This window comes from Halomonas sp. BLK-85 (genome assembly GCF_044792155.1).
Lineage (GTDB): Bacteria > Pseudomonadota > Gammaproteobacteria > Pseudomonadales > Halomonadaceae > Vreelandella.
In genome coordinates, this window is record NZ_CP087731.1 from 1,391,292 (window position 1) to 1,412,048 (window position 20,757).

Below are 20,757 nucleotides of genomic sequence, written 5' to 3' on the forward strand. Positions count from 1 at the left end.
CCTGTTGGCGTTTCATCACGGCCGCGACAGAGGCCCTAGCCTTTACGATGGCGCCAGATGCGTTTCTCCATTTCCACGGCCAGGTAAATCAGTCCGCTGACGGCCACAATGGCCAGCCAATGGCTTAACGCCAGACTATCGCTGCCAAAAATAAGCTGCATGAAGGGCAGGTAGGTAAACGCCATCTGCAAAATCATGATCAAGGCGATAGCAATCCATACCGGGCGGCTACCGAAAATACCGTTTATGGACAGAGTGCTGTTGAGCAGGAAGCGGCTGTTAATCAGATAGGCGGCACTGCCGGTCACCAGCATATTGACGGCCCCGGCACGGGCAAGCTCATCACTGCCTCCTTGTTGCTGGATCCAGGCAAAGATACCAAAGACGCCAATCAACAATAGCAGTGAGACAAAGACCACCCGCCACAGCAGGAAGAAATCCAGCAAGGGCGCCTTAGGATCACGTGGTTTGCGCAACATGAGGTCCTGTTCACCTTTTTCAAAGGCCAGCGCCAGGCCGAGGGTAACGGCAACCACCATATTCACCCAGAGTGCCTGTAATGGGGTTACCGGCAACATTGAGCCGAACAGCACCGCCAACATGATGGCCAGGCCCTGAGCACCATTGGTAGGTAGAATAAACGTAATGGTTTTACGGATGTTGTCGTAAACTTTTCGGCCTTCTTCAACAGCGCTGACAATGGTGGCGAAGTTGTCGTCCGCCAATACCATTTCTGCCGCGTCCTTGGCGGCTTCCGTGCCTTGAATACCCATGGCAACCCCGACATCCGCACGCTTCAGGGCGGGGCCGTCGTTAACGCCGTCACCGGTCATTGAGCACACGCCCCCACGCGACTGCATGGCTTGGACCAGGCGCAGTTTGTGTTCCGGTGAAGCCCGGGCATAGACGTCAATATCCAGAATAGTGTTTTCGAGTTGACTGTCTGACATGGTCTCAATGTCACGTCCGCTCAGTGCTCGCCGGGTGTTGTTGAAACCCAGCTGTTTGGCAATAGCCAGGGCCGTTGTTGCATGGTCGCCGGTAATCATGACCGGCCGGATGCCAGCTTTCTGGCAACGCTTGACAGCCTCAATCGCTTCCTGACGCGGCGGGTCGAGCAGGCCGATAATCCCCAGTAAGCGTAAATCGCCCTGAACGTGGTGATGGTCCAGACCCTCAACCGAAGAGGTCCGCTTATCCGCGATAGCCAATACCCGCAGGCCGCGTGAGGAAAGCTCGTGGATGCGATCCTCCCAATGCTGTTGGTCAATGTCGACATCTCCTTCCTTTGAACACGCACAGGTACACATTTCAAGCAAGCGATCAGGCGCACCTTTGACAAAAATCCGCTGTTTTCCTTCATCGTAATGATGCAGGGTGGCCATGTACTTGTGTTCCGATTCGAACGGAATGGCGTCCACGCGTTTGACGCTCTCTCGCTGGGTGCGCGCCTGAATGCCCGCCTTGGCGGCAGCCACTACCAGCGCACCTTCAGTCGGATCACCATAAACCTGATGACGACCGTCCTTGTCGGCAAGCTCGCTGTCATTGCAGAGTACTGCTGCATTCAGGAAATCAGTCAGCATACGATCATTGTCGATCCTGACAGCTTCTTCTGATGTTTGCCCATCTGTCTGCACATAATGGAATTCGCCTTCTGGGGCAAAACCAATACCATCAATGGCATATTGCTGGTCATGCATCCAGATAGCCTGAGCGGTCATTTCATTACGTGTCAGAGTGCCCGTTTTGTCCGAAAAAATGGTGGAGATGGAGCCAAGTGTTTCTACGGCAGGTAAGCGACGAACGATGGCATTGCGTTTTGCCATGCTCTGGACCCCCAGAGCAAGACCGATGGTAACAATCGCAGGAAGCCCTTCAGGTATGGCGGCCACAGCAAGGCCGACGGCCGCCATAAACATCTCGCTGGCTGGCTGCTGGTGGATCACAACCCCCAGCACCGCTGTGATGGCGGCGGCTGTCAGGATAAATATGGCCAGTACTCGCCCGGCCCGATCAAGCTGTTGCAGAAGAGGGGTCTTGAGTTTTTCAACACCTCGTAATAGCTCGGATATCTTGCCAATTTCTGTATGGCTACCGGTTTCCACTACCAGTCCGCGGGCGCTACCCTGAACAACGATAGTGCTTGCATAAGCCATGCCACGGCGTTCTGCGAGATCAGCATCCTCAGCGACTGTTTCGGTGTGTTTCTCAACGGGAACAGACTCACCGGTCAGCGCTGCCTCTTCAGTTCTCAAGCGGCGTGCTTCCAGCAAGCGTAAATCGGCAGGTACACGGTCGCCGCTTTCAATCAGTACAATATCACCCGGGACCAGGTCTTCAGCTGGCACGGTAGTGCGATGGCCGTCTCTTAGTACATTGGCCTGTGGAGAAAGCATGTTGCGAATGCTGTCCAGCGCCTGCTCTGCCTTGCCCTCCTGGATGAAGCCGATAAGCGCGATGATGACGACGACCCCGACAATAGCGGCGGCATCGATGCTATGCCCGAGCAGAAAGCTGGCCACGGCCGCTACCAGCAAAATCAGCATAAGCACATTATTAAACTGCTCCAGCAAACGCCTGGTCCAGTGTCGACCCTGCTGTTGCTGAAGCTGATTAGGGCCTATATCAGTAAGACGCTGCTGTGCTTCCTCTTTGGTCAAGCCATTGGACGACACTTTCAGTCTGGAGAGAGCATCTTCGCTGTTGATACTGTGCCAGGCGGTTCTGGCCGATATGTCCTTAACCTCAGCGGAAGCGCCCTTGGATTGAGTGGCCATCTGAACTCCCCGCGATCATGAATGTAGGTTAAGTATAACCCTCATCATGTTGCACTGCAGTGATCCAGCGCAAGGAGTCAGCGGGTTTCAAGGCTGACCCGGGTGCCGCATGCCAGCATCTCTTCAGCGGAGGGAACACTTGCGCTGACGCCGACCATTTCGTCGGCCACAGATGACCAGGTGAGGGTCGCGTGAGTAAATCCTAGAGGGCGCAGAGCACGGCTAACCCATTGGGTACCAGTAAAGCGGCGTGTGTCTCCCGTGTCGTCTATCAAAGTGAAAACGTTCTGATGGCTGTCATGCAGTCTGACAAAATACCAGCCCAGATCCAGCGCCTGGATTTCGATCTGGTAGTGGTCAGTGCGGTCTTTGTGACGAGCGAGTTGATCAAGCGTTATCGTATCAGGCATGGCAATCTTTCTACTCCCTAACGTCTTGTACAGGCGGAATTTCTCCCGGAAGTCTATATTGAGTACCGAGTGGGTTCTCTTCTTCATAGCGGCTATTGTCTTCCTCGGCAGGTACCCCGAAGACCGTTTCTTTTGACCCATCCTGCCAGGTGTAAGTAGTACATCCTGTCAGAAGAATACCAAGGCTGATGATACCGCAAAAACAGGCAGGACCTGTTAATCCTCTCGGAGTGCAGGAAGATAGGAAGTGGCTGGCTTTGCGGCAGCTGGGTTGAAACCCAAGGTTGTCAAATGGCAAAAACGCCTCCCTTTAATAAAAAAATCGTCTGGCCAATGAATGATCAGACGACCCGTACTGTGATGAGATTAATTCAGAACACAGAACCTGGCGTGCCGTTAGTCATCGTGCCAGGCGTCTGAATGTCAATCAAACCTTTAAAAGCCTATAGTTCTTCCCATAGTGAGCGGCGAAACTCATGGCTGAGCTCTGATGCCTTATGCAATCTGGTCATTTGAGCATCTGCAAGCGTTTGTACCACCTCCTGATAGCAGTCAGCCATATCACGATTGCTTTCCGGTGATCCTGAGGCATTCATCATACACTTCGCCATCTTTTCATGGCTTTCCGTAATGGCCTGGAAAAACTGCATTTCAGCTTGCATTGCCTGAGACATGCTTTCCATCCACGCCTGTTGGACTTTGGCAAAAGGTTGTATGGCCTGGGTACCTTGCTCAGCCCACCAGTTCAATAAAGGCTGGCTTGCATCAAACCAGGGGTTCATGGCGGTTAGTGGTGCCCAAGGGTTGTTGGGGGTATTGGAAGTCGACATGATAGCCTCCTGAATTTCGATCGGTTTGGAGAAATGTTTACTGTCTTCCTTATGAGTATAGACAATCAGAGCTTTTCTGGTGACATTGATTCGGTGTGTAAACAGGGTCTGCCAGGGGATCTTCATGTTCAACAAGGCTAGTGTGCCGTTTCGATCAGAGGGGCAAACCGGGTTTGGGGTTGCAGGATAAAAGCAGTACAATTCTGGTAGAGGATTTTTCAACTCACCGCTGAGGAGCTTATGAGCACTACTTTAGCAGTAGTATTATTGATAATAGGGTTAATAGTGGTGATCGGGTTAGGAGCCTACGCCCTGAAGCTGCGCAAGGAGATCAAACGTCGCGAAGCGCTTGTTGAAGAAGAACAACGTCGCGCAATCAGCAACAGTCTCGAAAATCTGGATTATGTTGTTGGTGCTATGGTGCAAGAGCAAGTGGACATCACTGAAGGTTGTTGGCGTTGCAAGGTGCTGCTTGAAATTATTGACACCGATCTGACAGAGCGCCCAGAGTTCCAGGCGTTCGCAGAGGTCTATCAGCGCACCCGTCATCTAAAAACCCATTCAGCTCGCGGCCAACTGACACCTAAGGCGCGCTTTCAGGAAGATAAGGAACGTCTTGCCGTCGAGGACGAAATGCGCGACGAGGTTCTTGCAGCAGCCAAGGCAGTGATTGCATGGCGCCAAAAGAGTAAGCAGGCACTACAGTAGGCCATGTTACTTCAGTTCATATTTGTTGATTTTTATTTTTATATGCAATGATCGCATAATGCGGTTGGCAAGGTTTTGGGATCACCAATCGTATTTTATTTATGAAGACAGACGCACCGCTGTGTCTTAAGCTGCTATATTGACTAATGCGACTTATCAAATTCGCGCGAGTTTTTGCAGCATTGAGCTGCGGGTGTTGGGTTAAGGTGTAAGTTGCCGAGCTGAAATCTGGAGTGGTAGCCTCATCATTGGCCAAGCTGCCTGTTTTATTATTTTAAGGAGTGTTTAGATGAAAAAATCAACAACTGGCTTGCTCATTGGATCGGCACTGGTAGTAGGTCTTTCCGGCTGTGCAAGCTCCGCTTCACAACAGTCCGGTACACAGTCTGCAAGTTCAGATCGCGGTTGGTATCAGCACCCCTTTGTCTGTGGTCTTGCGGGAAGTGTTATCGGTGGTTCCATTGGTTATGCAACCAGTGGTAATTCTAATGAAGAAGAAAGCGGTCTGGTCGGCGCCACAGCCGGTGCGGCTATTGGTGGTCTTCTTTGTGCAGATCGCACTGTTGAAGCTGAACCGCAGTGTCCAAGCTACGGTGAAGTACCTGCGGGTGCAGCCGTTGATGCAGAAGGCTGTCCGCTGGATTCCGATGGCGATGGCGTTCCTGATTACCGTGATCAGTGCCCAGGAACGCCAGCGGGTGTTTCGGTCAACGCGGAAGGTTGCCCGGTAGATTCTGATAATGACGGCGTGCCCGATTATCGTGATCAGTGCCCGGATACGCCTGCCGGTGTAGAAGTCAACTCACTAGGTTGCCCGGAAGCGCTGGTGCTGGAAGGTGTCAATTTCGAGTTTGATTCTGCACAACTGACCCCTGAAGCTCAGCAGGAACTTCAAGTGGTTGCTGAGCGCCTGGCAAACAACACCAACGTCCGTATCGAAATTTCTGGACACACTGACTCACGTGGCAGCGCTGAATACAATAAGCGTCTTTCCCAGAGTCGCGCTGAATCTGTTGCTGATTATCTTAATCAGCTGGGTATCAGCTCCGATCGTATGATGGCTACCGGCTATGGTGAAGAGCGCCCTGTCGCTTCTAATGATACCGCCGAAGGCCGCGCGGCAAATCGTCGTGTTGAACTTGATGAGTGGAACTGATCCACTGCGGGTTGTTCTTATCTGTCCTGTTTAGGCGATAGCTGATCTAAACGCGGAAGGCTTGTAGCCTTCCGCGTTTTTATTGCTGGTCAATAGACTACTTTGCTTTATCGGGATGGGGGCCTTTGCTAACATGCCGCTCTTGAACAAGTGACTGCTCCATCTATTATTCTGACGACTTTTTTACTGATACCCATTGATAGCGATATGTGACCCTTGGTGTGGGTCACCACTGCGCTCAAGGAATGACCTGAATGCCTATTGTGACTCTGCCTGATGGCAGCCAACGTGAATTTTCCGAGCCGCTTTCGGTCATGCAGCTGGCAGCCTCCATTGGCTCTGGTTTGGCCAAGGCCTGCATCGCTGGCAAGATTGATGGCGAGCTCGTGGATGCTGCAGACCTGATTGAGCATGATGCCGAGGTGGCTATTATCACGGCGCGTGACCAGGAAGGGGTAGAAATCATTCGCCATTCTTGCGCTCACCTGGTGGGGCATGCAGTGAAGCAACTATACCCTGATGCAAAAATGGCGATTGGCCCGGTCATTGATGACGGCTTCTATTATGATATTGAGTTTACCGACGCCATTTCACCTGATGATCTGACGACGATTGAAGCGCGAATGAAAGCGCTGATTGATCACGAATACGACGTTGTTCGTGAATATGTCGATCGTGACAAGGCCATGTTGACCTTTTTGCATCGCGATGAACCCTATAAACAGGAAATAGTGCGCGACATCCCCGAAGGGGCCGCTATTCGCCTCTATCATCACGAAGAATATACGGACATGTGTCGTGGTCCTCATGTGCCCAATACGCGTCATCTGAAAGCGTTCAAACTGACCAAGTTGGCGGGTGCCTACTGGCGGGGTGATGCTGAAAATACAATGTTGACTCGTATCTATGGCACAGCCTGGCCTGATAAAAAGCAGCTTAAAGCCTATTTGTTACGCCTTGAAGAAGCAGAAAAGCGTGATCATCGCAAGCTGGCGCGCAAAATGGACCTCTTCCACTTGCAGGAAGAAGCGCCGGGTATGGTGTTCTGGCATCCCAATGGATGGACCATGTACCAGGCACTGGAAGAGTACATGCGGCGTATCCAGCGCGAACATGGCTATCAGGAGATCAAGACACCGCAGGTCGTTGACCTGTCTCTGTGGAAGAAGTCGGGTCATTGGGGACATTACAGTGAACTGATGTTCACCACAGAATCTGAAAAGCGTGAATATGCCGTCAAACCCATGAACTGCCCGTGCCACGTTCAGGTATTCAATCAGGGCCTCAAGAGCTACCGGGATCTGCCCCTGCGCCTGGCCGAGTTTGGTAGTTGCCACCGTAATGAACCCTCGGGTTCTTTGCATGGCCTGATGCGCGTACGCGGCTTCACACAGGATGACGCGCATATCTTCTGTACCGAAAGCCAGATCCAGAAAGAGGCAGAAGCCTTCATTGCTTTGACGCTGGAAGTCTACAGGACACTGGGCTTTGAAGACGTTGAGCTTAAACTATCAACCCGGCCAGACGACTTCCTGGGCGAGGCTGCACTGTGGGATCGGGCAGAGCAGGGGTTGGAAGCAGCTTTGCAAGCCACCGGCCTTGACTGGGAGCTGCAACCCGGTGAAGGCGCGTTTTACGGACCAAAAATCGAGTTCGCATTAAGAGATTGCCTGAATCGTGTCTGGCAGTGTGGTACCTTACAGCTGGATTTTAATTTGCCAGGACGTCTGGGCGCACAGTTTGTCGATGAAGATGGCGTACGTAAGACGCCAGTTATGCTTCATCGCGCCATTCTGGGGTCCTTTGAGCGTTTTCTGGGTATACTGATTGAGCATTATGCGGGCGCCATGCCCCTATGGCTTGCGCCACAGCAAGCTGTCATCATGACAATTACTGATGCTCAACGTGAATATGCGTTAAACTTGGAAAAACGTTTGCAAAAAAGTGGTCTTCGAGCCATTGCGGACTTGAGGAACGAGAAAATCGGCTTTAAAATCCGTGAGCATACGTTACAGAAAGTTCCCTATCTCCTTGTGGTAGGAGATAAGGAAGTTGAAGCTGACTCAGTTGCCGTTCGTACACGTAGCGGTGAAAACCTCGGCACCATGACGATTGATGAACTTATCAAACGCCTTGAGGTTGAAAGAGCAGCCCTGGCGACATCGTCAATTGCCTAAGGAGACGGAACGATCAAGCGAAGCAACCAGCGTGGGCGTCCACAAGAAAAACGCCCCCCAATGAACGAGAGAATTACCGAAACTGAAGTGCGTCTTATCGCCAGCGATGGCGAACAGTTGGGGGTTGTTCCCACAACTGAAGCCTTAGAGCGCGCCGAAGCTGAAGGTATGGATCTTGTGCAAATTTCAAATGCCGATCCGATTGTTTGTAAGATTATGGATTACGGCAAATTTGTTTTTGAGCAGAAGAAGCAGAAAGCTGCTCAGAAAAAGAAGCAGAAACAGATTCAGGTCAAGGAAGTCAAATTCCGGCCTGGTACTGACGAGGGCGACTATCAGGTGAAGTTAAAAAATCTGATACGTTTCCTTGAAGGTGGTGACAAGGGTAAGGTCACTCTGCGCTTTCGTGGTCGTGAGATGGCACACCAGGACATTGGCCGCAAGCTGATGGAAAGGATTGCCTCTGACCTCGAAGAGATCGGAACGGTCGAAGCCTTCCCGAAAATGGAAGGTCGCCAGATGATCATGATCCTGGCCCCAAAGAAGAAGTGATCCGACGGCTCTTTAAACGCGCCACGATCAGGTTTGTGGCTGGCCCCGGGTTTTCTAAAAAATATCGAGCGGAGTTTTCTCATGCCGAAAATCAAAAGCAACAGTGGCGCTGCCAAGCGCTTCAAAAAGACAGCGAATGGCTTCAAGCACAAGCAGTCATTCCGTAGCCACATCCTGACCAAGAAATCGACCAAGCGTAAGCGTCAACTGCGTGGTATGAAGCAGATCCATGACGCAGACAAGGCGCTGATTCAGCGTATGCTGCCGAATCTTTAATTTATTCGGGATTTCTTTTTTGAGCAGCTTTACAAGTGTGCTCACCGTTAATGTCAGGAGTGTGTTATGACCCGTGTCAAACGTGGCGTTGTTGCCCGTCGTCGTCACAAGAAAGTACTTAAGCAGGCTAAAGGTTATTATGGAGCACGTTCACGTGTTTTTCGTGTAGCCAAGCAGGCGGTCATCAAGGCCGGCCAATATGCCTACCGTGACCGTCGTAATCGTAAACGTCAGTTCCGTGCGCTGTGGATTCAGCGTATTAATGCTGGTGCACGTCAACACGGCATGTCTTACAGCCGTTTTGTGGGTGCCCTTAAGAAAGCCGGTATCGAAATTGATCGTAAAGTGCTTGCCGATCTGGCCGTTCATGAAAAAGCTGCTTTTGCGGCTATCGTGGAAAAAGCCAAGGCTGCCCAGTAAGGTTTTCATGCATGGCATCTACGTACGCAATTCCTGCGTAACGTAGGTCTGCCACAGCATCTAGACCCGGTCATTATTGTGGCCCATCCAGGGGAAGAGCAGCCGCTCTTCCCCTGTTTTTTTGCTGCTGACAATGCATTACAAGCAACTTGCTGCCCTATCCGCCTAGGAGGTAGCTTACTTCGGAGTCAATTGGATGGATCACCTTCCCACTCTGGTATCTCAAGCGCATGAAGCGATTAAATCGGCGCAAAGTGTCGCTGCATTAGAGGAAATTCGTGTACGTTACCTGGGCAAAAAAGGTGAGCTGACCGCCTTGCTGAAAGGTCTGGGTAAGCTGACACCGGAAGAGCGCCCCAAGGCAGGCGAGCAAATCAACCAGGCCAAACAGCGTTTGGCTGACGACATTGATCAAAGACGCCATACCCTGGAGCAAGAAGCGTTAAATGCGCGTCTTGCCGCGGAACGTATAGATGTCACCCTGCCAGGTAGAGGGCAGCCAAGCGGTGGCCTGCATCCGGTAACGCGCACGCTGGAGCGTATTGAAGGGCTGTTTACGCGTATTGGTTATGATGTGGCGGTCGGTCCAGAAATTGAAGATGATTACCATAATTTCGAGGCACTGAATATTCCGGCTCATCACCCGGCCCGCGGTATGGCCGATACCTTCTATTTCGACGCCACACGTCTTTTACGGACGCACACGTCACCGGTGCAGGTTCGCACCATGAAAAACAGTGAACCACCGATTCGGATTGTCTGCCCAGGGCGAGTCTATCGTAGCGATTCGGACCTGACTCACACGCCCATGTTTCATCAGGTAGAGGGTCTGTTGGTTGATGAAGGCGTTAGTTTTGCCGATCTGAAAGGCACGATAGAAGACTTTCTGCACGCGTTTTTCGAACGTGATGATCTCTCCGTGCGCTTTCGTCCATCCTACTTTCCGTTTACTGAGCCATCGGCAGAAGTGGATATCCAGTGCGTGATGTGCAGTGGTCAAGGCTGCCGCGTGTGCTCTCACAGCGGATGGCTCGAAGTGATGGGATGTGGAATGGTGCATCCTGAAGTCTTCCGCCATTCAGGTATTGATGCCGAGCGCTTTACCGGTTTTGCGTTTGGTATGGGGGCGGAGCGACTTGCCATGTTGCGCTACGGCGTGAATGATCTGCGTCTGTTTTTTGAAAATGATCTGCGTTTTTTACGTCAGTTTGCTTAATTCCGCTGCCGATAACAGGAAGCTCTATGAAATTTTCTGAACAATGGCTGCGTGAGTGGGTGTCACCGCAGCTTGATACACAAGCTATTGCTGACCAGATTACCATGGCGGGTCTGGAAGTTGACGCTGTTGAGCCTGTGGCTGCTGCCTTTACTGGCGTTGTGGTAGCGGAGGTTGTTGCCAAGGACGCGCATCCCGATGCGGATAAACTGAATGTCTGCCTGGTCAACGATGGCAGTGGTGAGCCCGTTCAGGTTGTGTGTGGCGCGCCGAACGTTGCGGTCGGCCAGAAGGTCCCTTTTGCCCGGGTAGGGGGCGTCCTGCCGGGCAACTTCAAGATCAAGAAAGCCAAGTTACGGGGGGTCGAATCACGCGGCATGATCTGCTCGGAGTCTGAGCTTGAGCTGGTTGAAGATACCTCATCGGGTATTTTCGTGCTGTCTGAGGATGCTCCGATAGGTGAAGCGTTACGCACTTATATGGCGCTTGATGACCATACCATCGAGGTTGATCTGACGCCTAACCGTGGTGACTGCCTGAGCCTCAAAGGGCTCGCCCGTGAGGTGGGTGTCCTGAATCAGCTGGATATTACTGGCCCGGAAATATTGCCGATAGCGCCAGGTTTCGATGAGACCTTTCCGGTCAGGGTTGAGGCGCCTGAACTATGTCCGCGCTACATTGGGCGCCTTATTCGTGGCGTTGATGTCAGTGCCCAGACACCCTTATGGATGGTTGAACGGCTGCGTCGCAGTGGTATTCGTTCGATAGATCCAATCGTCGACATTACCAACTATGTGATGCTGGAACTTGGCCAACCAATGCATGCCTTCGACCGTGACAATCTCAATGGTGAAATCATTGTGCGTCAGGCCCGGGAGGGTGAGCGTCTGGTATTGCTCGATGGCCAGGAAGTTAACCTGCGCCCCGAAACCCTGTTGATTGCCGATCGTAACGGCCCGCTGGCGCTGGCTGGCGTGATGGGTGGCGAGAATTCGGGAATTAACCCGAATACCCAGACGATTTTTCTTGAGTCAGCGTTTTTTACACCATTGGCGGTGGCTGGCCAGGCGCGCTCCTATGGGCTGCATACTGATGCGTCGCATCGATTTGAACGAGGGGTTGATCCGGCATTGACGGAGTTGGCGGTTGAACGTGCGACCCAGCTACTACTGGATATCTGTGGTGGTGAAGCAGGGCCAGTCAAGGGCGTCAGTGATGTTTCTGCGCTACCAGCCAAGCGAGAAATTACCTTCCGTGAGGCGCGATTGCATGAAGCCTTGAGCAAGCCCTTACCCCGTGAAGAAGTGAGCGGTATTCTGACGCGCCTGGGCATGCAGATCAGCGATCTTGCTGAGGGCTGGCAAGTAAGTGTGCCCAGTTGGCGGTTTGATATTGCCATTGAGGAAGATCTGATTGAAGAAGTGGCGCGTATCCATGGTTATAACAATCTTCCGGTACGACGTCCGGCGGCGCGGTTGGCATTAAAGCCCCAGGGAGAAGCGCGTATTACCCAGGCCCGCCTGCGTCATCAGATGGTTGCTCGCGGCTATCAGGAAGCGGTTACCTATAGTTTTGTCGCGCCTGATTTACAGGCGACCCTTTTGCCAGAAGCGGTTTCTCCTCAGCTTGCCAATCCGATTTCCACGGATTTGTCAGTGATGCGTGCCAGCCTTTTCCCCGGCCTGGTGCGCGCCCTAATGCATAACCTTAACCGCCAGCAGACCCGTGTGCGGTTATTTGAAACCGGGCTGGTATTCAATGGCCCATTGGATGACCTTAATCAGACCCCCATGCTCGGCGCTATCGTTTGCGGCTCACGTTACCCTGAGGGATGGAGCGGCGATAAACAGAACGCTGACTTTTACGATCTGAAAGGTGATCTGGAAAGTCTGATTGCCCTGGGTGGACACCCGGACACCTGGCGCTTTGAAGCAGCTGAACATCCCTCGCTGCATCCCGGCCAATGTGCACGAGTGATGCATAATGAACAAACGGTGGGCTGGATGGGAAGGCTTCACCCGGAAGTGCGTGGGAAACTGGGGCTGAAAGTGGACGCACTCCTGTTTGAAGTGCGCCTGGATGCCTTGAGCGAAGGGGCTATACCGGCCTTTGAGCCGCTTTCCCGGCAGCCGGAAGTGCGTCGCGACCTCGCGTTTACGGTAGCAGAAGACGTGCCGGTTCAGGCCTTGTTGGATATGGCGCGTGCCTACGCCGGTGAGCATCTCAGGCAGGTCAGGCTTTTTGATGTTTATGCAGGAAAAGGAGTGGCTGACGGGCATAAGAGTATCGCCTTGGGCTTGACCTGGCAGCATCCTTCGCGCACCCTTAATGATGATGAAATCAATCAGTTGGTCGATGTCATCGTCACGCAGGCGCGTGAGCAGCACAGCGCAGAGTTGCGCAGCTGATCAGAGTGCGCCATCCTGCTGAACCGAGATCAGACACTGGGCCGAGCGCTGGTGATAAGGAGATACCCATGGGGGCGTTGACAAAAGCAGAACTTGCAGAACATCTACACTCCGAGTTGTCGCTTTCCAAACGTGAAGCAAAGGCAATGGTGGAAGCGTTCTTCGAAGAAATCCGTGCCTGTTTGCGTGAGAATGAGCAGGTAAAGCTTTCCGGCTTTGGCAACTTCGATCTGCGCGACAAGCGTGAACGTCCCGGTAGAAATCCTAAAACTGGCGAAGAAATACCGATCTCGGCCCGCCGGGTGGTAACATTCCGCCCCGGACAGAAACTGAAACAGCAGGTCGAGACATTCGACGGCGGATGAACTAGGGCCTGTTGACGTTTCATCGCGTTCTTTGGCGCGCAACCCGAAGGGACAGGGCCTTTTTGGCACAGCCCTGCGTTGTTCGTCACTGATTGGGAGCCACCCAACCACGCTCCTCACGACTTGTTCTGCATCAAAAGGATCTATGTCGCGGCCGTGATAAAACATCAACAGGCCCAAGTCATGATCATTTCCACGCCAGGCTATACACCTGTTGCCAACTGACTAAAGGGCGCCAATTTATGGCGCCCTTTTTGGGTCTCGTCGGCAACCCTGCGATGTTTTGAAGATCAAAAAACACCTTAAGAATCACCTGAGGGAATCAACCCTGGGCCTTTGCAGGTACTGTCAACGGGGCAGAGTTAATCATTTATGAACGCTTTCAGGAGATAACGCATGCAGAAAACGGGTACAGTCATCGTAGGAGCTGGCCTGGCAGGTCTATACGCAGCTTACTTACTCGAAAAAAGAGGTATAAAGGATATTGTCCTCCTGGAAGCGCGCGAAACATTGGGTGGTCGAATTGCTTCAACATCACCTGATCGTCCTGCTTTCCCCGAGGCGGAAATGGCCGGTGTAGATTTGGGGCCTTCCTGGTTCTGGCCTGGTTTTCAACATCAGATGGCGGAACTTGTGCACGTCTTGGGGTTGCAAGCATTTGCCCAGTTTGAGCAGGGCGACATGCTGATTGAGCGGTCACCAGCAATGGCTGCCCAGCGCGCGCAGGGCTTTGTGAATACGCCACCCTCAATGCGTCTGAAAGGCGGTATGCAGGCGTTGACGCAAACCCTCTCGCAGTCACTAGAAACTACACGTGTGCTGTTAAGCCATCCAGTCGACGCGTTGCATCTGGAAGCATCTCATGTGGACGTTTATAGCCAGGATGCTCAGGGTGAACGACTGATCCTTCAGGCTGAGCAGGTACTGTTGGCTCTTCCGCCACGATTGGCGGCCAAACTGTCATTTTCACCGGCCTTGCCGGCTGTGCTTTCCAGCCAATGGAAAAACACGCCGACCTGGATGGCGCCGCATGCCAAATACGTCGCCTTATTTGATACGCCTTTCTGGCGAGATCAAGGCCTTTCGGGAGAAGCCCGCAGCCTGAGTGGCCCCCTGGGCGAGATACATGATGCCTCCATGCCGGATGGAAAAGCGGCCCTGTTCGGTTTTTTCAATACGCCGGCAGCCACTCGTGAACGCATGGGGAACGATGCGCTCATCCAGGCGTGCCGTGACCAGCTAGTCCGGCTGTTTGGTTCACAGGCCGCTGATCCTGATCATGACATTATCAAGGATTGGGCATATGAGCCTTACACCACTACGCAAGATGATAGGCAGGCATCGGCTGGGCAACATCCAACGGCACCGGCTAACAAGGTAGATAATGGTGACTGGAGCGGGTACCTGATAGGTATCGGTAGCGAGTGGGGCCAGCAGTTTCCGGGCTACCTGGCAGGGGCCGTCGAGGCAGCGGAGGCAGGCGTGTCAGCGCTTTTCGAAAAAATGTCGTGATGATATTCGTTCATAAAACATGTCAGACTGATATATCCAGAGGCTAAAACAAGAACCGTCTACTGCCGGTCTCTATAGCTATATTGTCAGTTTGCCTATAGGGTGATGATCAGAGCGTTAAACTTAAACAGTCAAATTCCTGATGATGACCACCCAAGCGGATAAGATCATGCATTTATTCCACAAGAATCTGAACGCAATAATTCTCACGGCATTGGTTGCTGTAGCCCCTCAGGCCTCAGCGATGGCTTCAGAAGATCAGACCAGGATTGCACAAGACATTATAAGAACGCTGGACGCTTATGCGGTTTACAAGATGGGCCAATATGATCGGGCTTTTGAACAGTATCTTGACCTCGCTGAGGATGGGAATGTTCAGGGTATGCTAAACGTCGCCAACATGTATTCAACCGGTAAGGGAATAGAGCAGAGTGATGGTAAGGCATTGAACTGGTATCAAAAAGCTGCGGAAGCCGGGAATCGACTCGCCATGCAGCAGGTTGCTAATGCGTATCGCCAGGGCAATGGCGTTAAAAAAGACATGAAGCGCGCAGAAGATTGGGAGAGGCGTGCACAAGCGGTTGACTGAAGGTCAGGCTGGAACTCGATTGCCGTTCAGAATAACAGCGTGGATACTGCTATACACCACTGGGGAAATGTCGACCGGGGAAAACCAGCAACAAAATAGAAACTAGGGTATAAGCCTAGTCTAGATGGTGCGGATGGGGAGACTCGAACTCCCACACCTTACGGCACCAGAACCTAAATCTGGCGTGTCTACCAATTCCACCACATCCGCACAACTGGCGCGTATACTAGCAACTACGTCCTTAATGTCAAGAATCAATGTGGCGGTTGAATGAAGAAAGGAGAGAAGGGCAGACTGGTCAAGGCCCAAGCAGGGAAGTGCAGCGTATGACACCGGTTTGGTATGCCTCCTTATTCAGGCTTGAAAAGCGCCTGCGCAGCGCCTTGCCAGGGCATTGTGCCTTCTGCCTCGGACAAACCCTGAAGGAAAAAGCCTGGTGCCAGGAGTGTTTTGACCGCTTGCCCTGGAACAAGCGGTGTTGTACCCGCTGTGCAGAACCGCTGACATCAGTTCGGCAAGTGCTTTGCACGCATTGTCGAAGTGAACTACCGGCGTTCTCGGGTGCGCACGTGCCATTTATCTTCGAGGGGCCGATTCGCCAACTGGTACATAACTTCAAGTTTGAGGCGTCGCCCCGCGCCGGTCATTTGATGGTTGATCTGTATCTGGAAACGCTCACTGGTGATAGAGAGTCGCGTTCGGAGAATGAAGTATTGCTGCCAGTGCCACTGTTTGCGGGCCGATCGCAAGAACGCGGCTTTAATCAGGCCGACTGGTTTGCTCGACAGCTAGGCCGTCATCTTGACTTGCCTGTGATAAACGCTACCCGGCTTGTTGATACGCCCAGCCAGCGTATGTTGGGGCGGCAGGGGCGGCGGGACAACCTCAATGATGTTTTCCAGCTACACCTGCCGTCAGCGTCCAGGGTAGTGATTGTCGATGATGTTGTGACAACGGGAGCCACTGCGCAGTCCCTGGCCAGAACGGCGCTCGCGGCAGGCGCCATGAATGTTGCCGTGCTGGCATTTGCTCGCACACCTTTGGGGGCTTGAGTGATACCCTAGAGGATTTTCATGGAGAGAATGATGAGCCATCCCTATAGTGCTCTTTCACCGGATGTCATCATGACGGCCATTGAGCGTCTGGGTATTCAGCCAGGCAACGAGCCCTTTGCGTTAAACAGCTACGAAAATCGCGTATTGATGTTTCGCGATGAAGAGGGGCACCGCAGGATAGTCAAATTCTACCGGCCTCAGCGCTGGTCGAAAGAGGCGATTCAGGAAGAGCATGACTACCTTGATGAGCTGGATGCTGGCGGTGTGCCGGTGGGTAAGGCATGGCGAAACGCGGACGGTGTATCGTTACACGAACATGCTGGCTTCAGCTTCGCACTGTTTGATTACTGTGCTGGCCAAGCGCCGGAGCTGGATAATCCTGAGCACCTGTTTGCCATGGGGCAGCTGATTGGCAGAATGCATGCAGTTGCCAGGCGAGGGAGCTTCCAGCATCGGCCAAGCCTATCGGTGATTGATGGAATGCTGGCGGCTCAGCAGCAAGTACTGAGCAGTGGTCATTTGACCCGGCATCAACAGCGTGCCTATGAGCGCATCAGCAAGCAGTTGATGGACAGTGTGGCAAAAGCATTGCCCGCATCGCTTGAACTGATTCGCTGTCATGGCGATTGTCATCTGGGTAACGTACTGGGTCGGGAGACGCATTTTAGCCTGGTAGACTTTGATGATTGTCTGATGGCGCCTGCGGTTCAGGATATCTGGATGCTGTTGGCAGTTGATGAGCCTCAGGCTCAGCGCGCGCAGCTAAGCGAACTCAGTGAAGGTTATGAGGAATCATTGACGTTTCCAGACCATCAATTGGCGCTGGTAGAGCTTTTGCGTAGCTATCGGCTGATGCGTCATAGCGCCTGGCTGGTGGAGCGCTGGGACGACCCGGCATTTCCGCTGGCTTTTCCCTGGTTTGCTAATAGCGGCTATTGGGATCAGCAGATACGTCAGCTTGAACAGCAACACCAGCAAGTGGGAACGCCCAAATGGCTGGCTTAAAAAGCCACTGTGCAATCTGAATATCGGAGGGGGCAGTCTACAACGATAGGGCCCTGGCAAAGGCGACTTTAACAGGGCCATCTTGGTGCCAGTCTGGCGGTTACTTGCCTTGAAACAGCATGACGCGGGTCGGTTGTGCGTGTTGCAAGCCGCTGTCACTCTTCATCTGGTTGCCCTGCTTCGCTTTCTTCCTGACCTTCCTGACGGCGCTGCGCATTGATTTCAGCAGAAGGATTGTCCTGGGCGTCAATTTCCAGGGTCTCGTTGAGAGTCAGCATGAACCCTTCATTGGGCAGGAAAGTGCAGGTGCTATCTTCGCACGCCAGACCATACTGGCCGTCGGTGTCGTAAACACCACCATCCATTTCATCCGAGAAAATGGCGCTGTCTGCGTCTTCCGCCTCGATGCAGGTGACGTCATGGGCAGTGATTCGCACACGATCACCTGAACGCATGGCATCGCCAATAATCACGCAGTATTCGGGTAACTGATGAGAGGCTTCAACATCATGGTTGGGGCGTAGCAGAATATTGTCCTTTCTATTCTCGCCCTCAGCAATGATGACATTTTCAGTAAATTCCACGCCAACGGTGGCACGATCGGGCAATACGAGGGTGGCATCGGCGGCAAACAATGGGGATGCCATTAGAGGTGCCATCAACACACTGAACCAGGTGGCAGACGATTTAAGGGTTGGTTGCAATGTCGACGGTCTCATTAACATGGCGGAATCTCGCTTTTGATCATGTGTTCTGTAGAAGACGTTAATAATTGGTTATGGATAATAACATAATCATTATAAGTGAGCAGATGCGCGTGTCACTCTGCCACAGCGCCAACGGATTAAAAAAATCGCATTTCAGTGCCCTCATGCAGCCACTGAACGTTGCTTGCCAGTGACATTGGCCAAGCAAATTAGGCTAAAATGTCCAGTTGCCAATCTATAGTTGTACAAAAATTGTTTTAAGTATATTTTTCGTACTATATTTTTTCGCTTTGCTTATGTAAGCTCTTATTAATCATCCAAATGATATTCTTAAAGTTTGCCGTGCAAGCGTCCCTGGACTGACGAGGCCAAATATGACCGATGAGATAGCTTACCATTACCGCCAGATTATCCAGCTGTTAGGCGAAGACTCTGAGCGGGAGGGACTTCAGGACACGCCACAGCGAGCGTCCAAGGCAATGCAGTTCCTGAATGCTGGTTACCAGCAGTCGTTGGAAGAAGTCGTCAACAATGCTGTGTTCGAGTCCCAAACCGACGAAATGGTATTGATCAAGGATATCGAGCTGTATTCGATGTGTGAACACCATCTGCTGCCTTTTATTGGTAAGTGTCACATAGCCTATTTGCCGAGTGGCAAGGTGTTGGGACTTTCAAAGTTCGCACGAATTGTCGATATGTTTGCTCGCCGGATGCAGATTCAGGAAAATCTCACACGTGAAATTGCTGAGGCGGTTCAGGAAGTTACCCAGGCTCGCGGCGTAGCGGTGGTGATCGAGGCTCGCCATTTATGCATGATGATGCGTGGTGTCGAAAAGCAGAATTCAAGCATGAGCTCCTCAGTCATGCTGGGAGACTTCCGGGACAATCAGGCCACTCGTCAGGAGTTCCTGATGCTGGTCAGCTAGATGGCGGAATGTAAGGCTGGCTGTTGTGCGTTTTTCCTTGCTTAAAACTGCCCGGCTCTTGGTCAAACGGGTGATTTCGTCTTAGCATGGGCGTAACAATGTGCCTATGGGTATACCCTCTTGATCAGGAGTCTGTAATGGATGCGCTTAAAGAAACTCAGCTTTATTGCCCGTTTGCCTACATTGATGGCAGCTGGGTTGCTGCCGACAGCGGCGAGCAGATTAATGTTATTAACCCGGCGTCCCAGGATATCGTGGGTGATATGCCGCGCCTGGGCAAGCAAGAGACACTGCGTGCCATAGACGCGGCTGATGCTGCGTTACCCGCATGGCGGGCAATGACTGCCATGGAGCGCGCTGATCTGTTGATGAAGTGGCATGATCTGATGCTGGAACACCAGCAGGATCTGGCCATGTTGATGACCCACGAGCAGGGCAAACCACTCAAGGAAGCTCAAGGTGAAATTGTTTATGCAGCCAGTTTTTTGCGCTGGTTCGCGGAAGAAGCCAGGCGTGTCTATGGGGAAACCGTCCCGCCGGCCAAAGCCAATCAGCGGATTGTCGTGACCAAACATCCTGTTGGCGTTGTCGGTGCCATCACGCCGTGGAATTTTCCGGCGGCCATGATTACCCGTAAAGCGGGCGCGGCGCTGGCTGCAGGCTGTACCATAGTGGTTAAACCGGCGAGCCAGACACCGTTTTCCGCAACGGCGCTTGCCATGCTGGCTGAACGTGCCGGGATCCCTCGCGGTGTCTTCAACGTGGTGCCAGGTAGTGCTGCTGATATCGCTGAGGCCATGACAACATCTCCAAAGGTGCGCAAGATCACGTTCACCGGCTCTACTGAAGTAGGCCGCCAGCTGATGTCCCAGGCCGCGAAACATATCCAGAAGATCTCGTTGGAACTGGGCGGCAATGCCCCCTTTATTGTCTTCGAGGATGCCGACCTGGATGCCGCTGTGGAAGGGGCCATGGCTGCAAAGTTCCGTAACGCTGGTCAGACGTGTGTGTGCACCAACCGTTTTCTGGTGCAATCCAGCGTGGTGAACGCTTTCTGTGAAAAGTTGGCTGTGGCGATGAACAGCGAGCTGACCGTCGGGGATGGCACCCAGTCAGGAGTGAATATCGGCCCCCTGATTGATGAGAAAGCTGTCAAGAAAGTCAGTGAACATGTTCAGGACGCCGTTGATCAAGGGGCGGAACTTATTCTGGGGGGGCATCCCCATCCACTTGGCGGCAATTACTTTACGCCGACCCTGATCAGTGCAGCGACTGATGAAATGAAAGTAGCCAGGGAAGAAACGTTTGGTCCCTTGGCAGCCATCTTTCCGTTCGATGATGAACAGACCGCCATCGATATGGCTAATAATACAGAGTATGGATTAGCCTCCTATTTCTACAGTCGAGACCTCGGCCGGGTCTGGCGCGTTTCGGATGCGCTGGAGTACGGCATGGTAGGGGTCAATACCGGGCTGATCTCCAATGCGGCTGCACCCTTCGGCGGCGTCAAGGCTTCTGGACTGGGCAGGGAGGGCGGTCATCAGGGGCTCGAGGAGTTTCTGGAAACCAAGTACCTGTGCATTGACCTGGGTTAATCAGCATCTGATCAAACAGCCCTTGATGTATCAGTCATCAGAAACCAGCCGCTTGCGGCTGGTTTCGTAC

19 protein-coding genes, 1 tRNA gene and 1 pseudogene are annotated in these 20,757 nt (G+C 52.7%); 16 read left to right on the plus strand and 5 right to left on the minus strand.

Features of this window, described 5'->3' with window-relative positions; all coding sequences use genetic code 11:
* Positions 1–35: 35 nt before the first annotated feature.
* From LL947_RS06205 to LL947_RS06215, 3 genes are all read right to left on the minus strand, one after another.
* On the minus strand, positions 36–2,780 hold the full coding sequence (locus LL947_RS06205; protein ID WP_499834249.1) for a cation-translocating P-type ATPase: 2,745 nt from the start codon (positions 2,778–2,780) through the stop codon (positions 36–38).
* Between the two features lie 77 nt (positions 2,781–2,857).
* Positions 2,858–3,277: a DUF6482 family protein gene (locus LL947_RS06210; RefSeq protein ID WP_499834250.1), complete on the minus strand. Its 420-nt coding sequence runs from the start codon at positions 3,275–3,277 to the stop codon at positions 2,858–2,860.
* A 356-nt stretch (positions 3,278–3,633) separates the two neighbouring features.
* Positions 3,634–4,020, minus strand: coding sequence for a hypothetical protein (locus tag LL947_RS06215; protein WP_404417482.1), 387 nt, complete (start codon positions 4,018–4,020; stop codon positions 3,634–3,636).
* Positions 4,021–4,260: 240 nt separating this feature from the next.
* Between LL947_RS06215 and LL947_RS06220 the strand changes: the two genes are divergently transcribed.
* The 11 genes from LL947_RS06220 (at position 4,261) to LL947_RS06270 (ending at position 15,399) form a co-directional block, all read left to right on the plus strand.
* A complete protein-coding gene (locus LL947_RS06220; protein ID WP_290821184.1) occupies positions 4,261–4,728 on the plus strand; it encodes a DUF2489 domain-containing protein in 468 nt (155 codons plus the stop codon).
* A gap of 289 nt (positions 4,729–5,017) precedes the next feature.
* Complete coding sequence (locus LL947_RS06225) at positions 5,018–5,884, plus strand: OmpA family protein (protein WP_499834251.1); 867 nt, start codon at positions 5,018–5,020, stop codon at positions 5,882–5,884.
* A 254-nt stretch (positions 5,885–6,138) separates the two neighbouring features.
* On the plus strand, positions 6,139–8,061 hold the full coding sequence (gene thrS / locus LL947_RS06230) for a threonine--tRNA ligase (protein WP_404417488.1): 1,923 nt from the start codon (positions 6,139–6,141) through the stop codon (positions 8,059–8,061).
* A 12-nt stretch (positions 8,062–8,073) separates the two neighbouring features.
* Positions 8,074–8,613, plus strand: coding sequence for a translation initiation factor IF-3 (gene infC, locus LL947_RS06235; protein WP_290821236.1), 540 nt, complete (start codon positions 8,074–8,076; stop codon positions 8,611–8,613).
* Between the two features lie 81 nt (positions 8,614–8,694).
* On the plus strand, positions 8,695–8,889 hold the full coding sequence (gene rpmI, locus LL947_RS06240) for a 50S ribosomal protein L35 (RefSeq protein ID WP_089725334.1): 195 nt from the start codon (positions 8,695–8,697) through the stop codon (positions 8,887–8,889).
* A gap of 66 nt (positions 8,890–8,955) precedes the next feature.
* Entirely contained in the window at positions 8,956–9,309 is a 354-nt protein-coding gene (rplT, locus tag LL947_RS06245) for a 50S ribosomal protein L20 (protein WP_100820269.1), read from the plus strand.
* 196 nt (positions 9,310–9,505) lie between these two features.
* Positions 9,506–10,525, plus strand: coding sequence for a phenylalanine--tRNA ligase subunit alpha (gene pheS, locus LL947_RS06250; RefSeq protein ID WP_499834252.1), 1,020 nt, complete (start codon positions 9,506–9,508; stop codon positions 10,523–10,525).
* Positions 10,526–10,551: 26 nt separating this feature from the next.
* Complete coding sequence (gene pheT / locus LL947_RS06255) at positions 10,552–12,933, plus strand: phenylalanine--tRNA ligase subunit beta (protein ID WP_499834253.1); 2,382 nt, start codon at positions 10,552–10,554, stop codon at positions 12,931–12,933.
* Positions 12,934–13,001: 68 nt separating this feature from the next.
* Positions 13,002–13,298, plus strand: a complete 297-nt coding sequence (locus tag LL947_RS06260) for an integration host factor subunit alpha (RefSeq protein ID WP_290821189.1) — start codon at positions 13,002–13,004, stop codon at positions 13,296–13,298.
* Positions 13,299–13,694: 396 nt separating this feature from the next.
* Positions 13,695–14,810 (plus strand): flavin monoamine oxidase family protein, encoded by a 1,116-nt coding sequence (locus tag LL947_RS06265; protein ID WP_499834254.1) that lies wholly within the window; start codon positions 13,695–13,697, stop codon positions 14,808–14,810.
* A 142-nt stretch (positions 14,811–14,952) separates the two neighbouring features.
* Positions 14,953–15,399 carry a tetratricopeptide repeat protein gene (locus LL947_RS06270; protein ID WP_499834255.1) on the plus strand — a complete coding sequence of 149 codons (447 nt, stop codon included), beginning with the start codon at positions 14,953–14,955 and terminating at the stop codon, positions 15,397–15,399.
* 125 nt (positions 15,400–15,524) lie between these two features.
* Here LL947_RS06270 and LL947_RS06275 read toward each other — a convergent pair.
* Positions 15,525–15,609: transfer RNA gene (locus LL947_RS06275), tRNA-Leu, on the minus strand.
* A 116-nt stretch (positions 15,610–15,725) separates the two neighbouring features.
* On the opposite strand from LL947_RS06275, the pseudogene LL947_RS06280 reads away from it, so the two are divergent.
* From LL947_RS06280 to LL947_RS06290, 3 genes and pseudogenes are all read left to right on the plus strand, one after another.
* Positions 15,726–15,926, plus strand: a pseudogene (locus tag LL947_RS06280) (double zinc ribbon domain-containing protein); the annotation flags it as partial.
* Positions 15,927–15,968: 42 nt separating this feature from the next.
* The gene (locus LL947_RS06285) at positions 15,969–16,451 is read left to right on the plus strand and encodes a ComF family protein (RefSeq protein ID WP_290821242.1); all 483 of its coding nucleotides are present in this window, start codon (positions 15,969–15,971) and stop codon (positions 16,449–16,451) included.
* A 33-nt stretch (positions 16,452–16,484) separates the two neighbouring features.
* Positions 16,485–17,459 carry a serine/threonine protein kinase gene (locus LL947_RS06290; protein ID WP_499834256.1) on the plus strand — a complete coding sequence of 325 codons (975 nt, stop codon included), beginning with the start codon at positions 16,485–16,487 and terminating at the stop codon, positions 17,457–17,459.
* A gap of 155 nt (positions 17,460–17,614) precedes the next feature.
* Here LL947_RS06290 and LL947_RS06295 read toward each other — a convergent pair whose 3' ends face one another.
* Positions 17,615–18,106 carry a hypothetical protein gene (locus LL947_RS06295; protein WP_499834257.1) on the minus strand — a complete coding sequence of 164 codons (492 nt, stop codon included), beginning with the start codon at positions 18,104–18,106 and terminating at the stop codon, positions 17,615–17,617.
* A gap of 434 nt (positions 18,107–18,540) precedes the next feature.
* Between LL947_RS06295 and folE the strand changes: the two genes are divergently transcribed.
* Positions 18,541–19,092 (plus strand): GTP cyclohydrolase I FolE, encoded by a 552-nt coding sequence (gene folE / locus LL947_RS06300; RefSeq protein WP_404417508.1) that lies wholly within the window; start codon positions 18,541–18,543, stop codon positions 19,090–19,092.
* 137 nt (positions 19,093–19,229) lie between these two features.
* Positions 19,230–20,687: an NAD-dependent succinate-semialdehyde dehydrogenase gene (locus LL947_RS06305; RefSeq protein WP_499834258.1), complete on the plus strand. Its 1,458-nt coding sequence runs from the start codon at positions 19,230–19,232 to the stop codon at positions 20,685–20,687.
* Positions 20,688–20,757 lie beyond the last annotated feature (70 nt).

What these genes read in the sequence shown, in the direction of transcription:
- LL947_RS06205 (WP_499834249.1), bottom strand. Translation starts at nt 2,780, where the DNA reads ATGGCCACTCAATCCAAGGGCGCTTCCGCTGAGGTTAAGGACATATCG.
- LL947_RS06210 (WP_499834250.1), bottom strand. Translation starts at nt 3,277, where the DNA reads ATGAAGAAGAGAACCCACTCGGTACTCAATATAGACTTCCGGGAGAAA.
- LL947_RS06215 (WP_404417482.1), bottom strand. Translation starts at nt 4,020, where the DNA reads ATGTCGACTTCCAATACCCCCAACAACCCTTGGGCACCACTAACCGCC.
- LL947_RS06220 (WP_290821184.1), top strand. Translation starts at nt 4,261, where the DNA reads ATGAGCACTACTTTAGCAGTAGTATTATTGATAATAGGGTTAATAGTG.
- LL947_RS06225 (WP_499834251.1), top strand. Translation starts at nt 5,018, where the DNA reads ATGAAAAAATCAACAACTGGCTTGCTCATTGGATCGGCACTGGTAGTA.
- thrS (WP_404417488.1), top strand. Translation starts at nt 6,139, where the DNA reads ATGCCTATTGTGACTCTGCCTGATGGCAGCCAACGTGAATTTTCCGAG.
- rpmI (WP_089725334.1), top strand. Translation starts at nt 8,695, where the DNA reads ATGCCGAAAATCAAAAGCAACAGTGGCGCTGCCAAGCGCTTCAAAAAG.
- rplT (WP_100820269.1), top strand. Translation starts at nt 8,956, where the DNA reads ATGACCCGTGTCAAACGTGGCGTTGTTGCCCGTCGTCGTCACAAGAAA.
- pheS (WP_499834252.1), top strand. Translation starts at nt 9,506, where the DNA reads ATGGATCACCTTCCCACTCTGGTATCTCAAGCGCATGAAGCGATTAAA.
- pheT (WP_499834253.1), top strand. Translation starts at nt 10,552, where the DNA reads ATGAAATTTTCTGAACAATGGCTGCGTGAGTGGGTGTCACCGCAGCTT.
- LL947_RS06260 (WP_290821189.1), top strand. Translation starts at nt 13,002, where the DNA reads ATGGGGGCGTTGACAAAAGCAGAACTTGCAGAACATCTACACTCCGAG.
- LL947_RS06265 (WP_499834254.1), top strand. Translation starts at nt 13,695, where the DNA reads ATGCAGAAAACGGGTACAGTCATCGTAGGAGCTGGCCTGGCAGGTCTA.
- LL947_RS06270 (WP_499834255.1), top strand. Translation starts at nt 14,953, where the DNA reads ATGATGACCACCCAAGCGGATAAGATCATGCATTTATTCCACAAGAAT.
- LL947_RS06290 (WP_499834256.1), top strand. Translation starts at nt 16,485, where the DNA reads ATGAGCCATCCCTATAGTGCTCTTTCACCGGATGTCATCATGACGGCC.
- LL947_RS06295 (WP_499834257.1), bottom strand. Translation starts at nt 18,106, where the DNA reads ATGGCATCCCCATTGTTTGCCGCCGATGCCACCCTCGTATTGCCCGAT.
- folE (WP_404417508.1), top strand. Translation starts at nt 18,541, where the DNA reads ATGACCGATGAGATAGCTTACCATTACCGCCAGATTATCCAGCTGTTA.
- LL947_RS06305 (WP_499834258.1), top strand. Translation starts at nt 19,230, where the DNA reads ATGGATGCGCTTAAAGAAACTCAGCTTTATTGCCCGTTTGCCTACATT.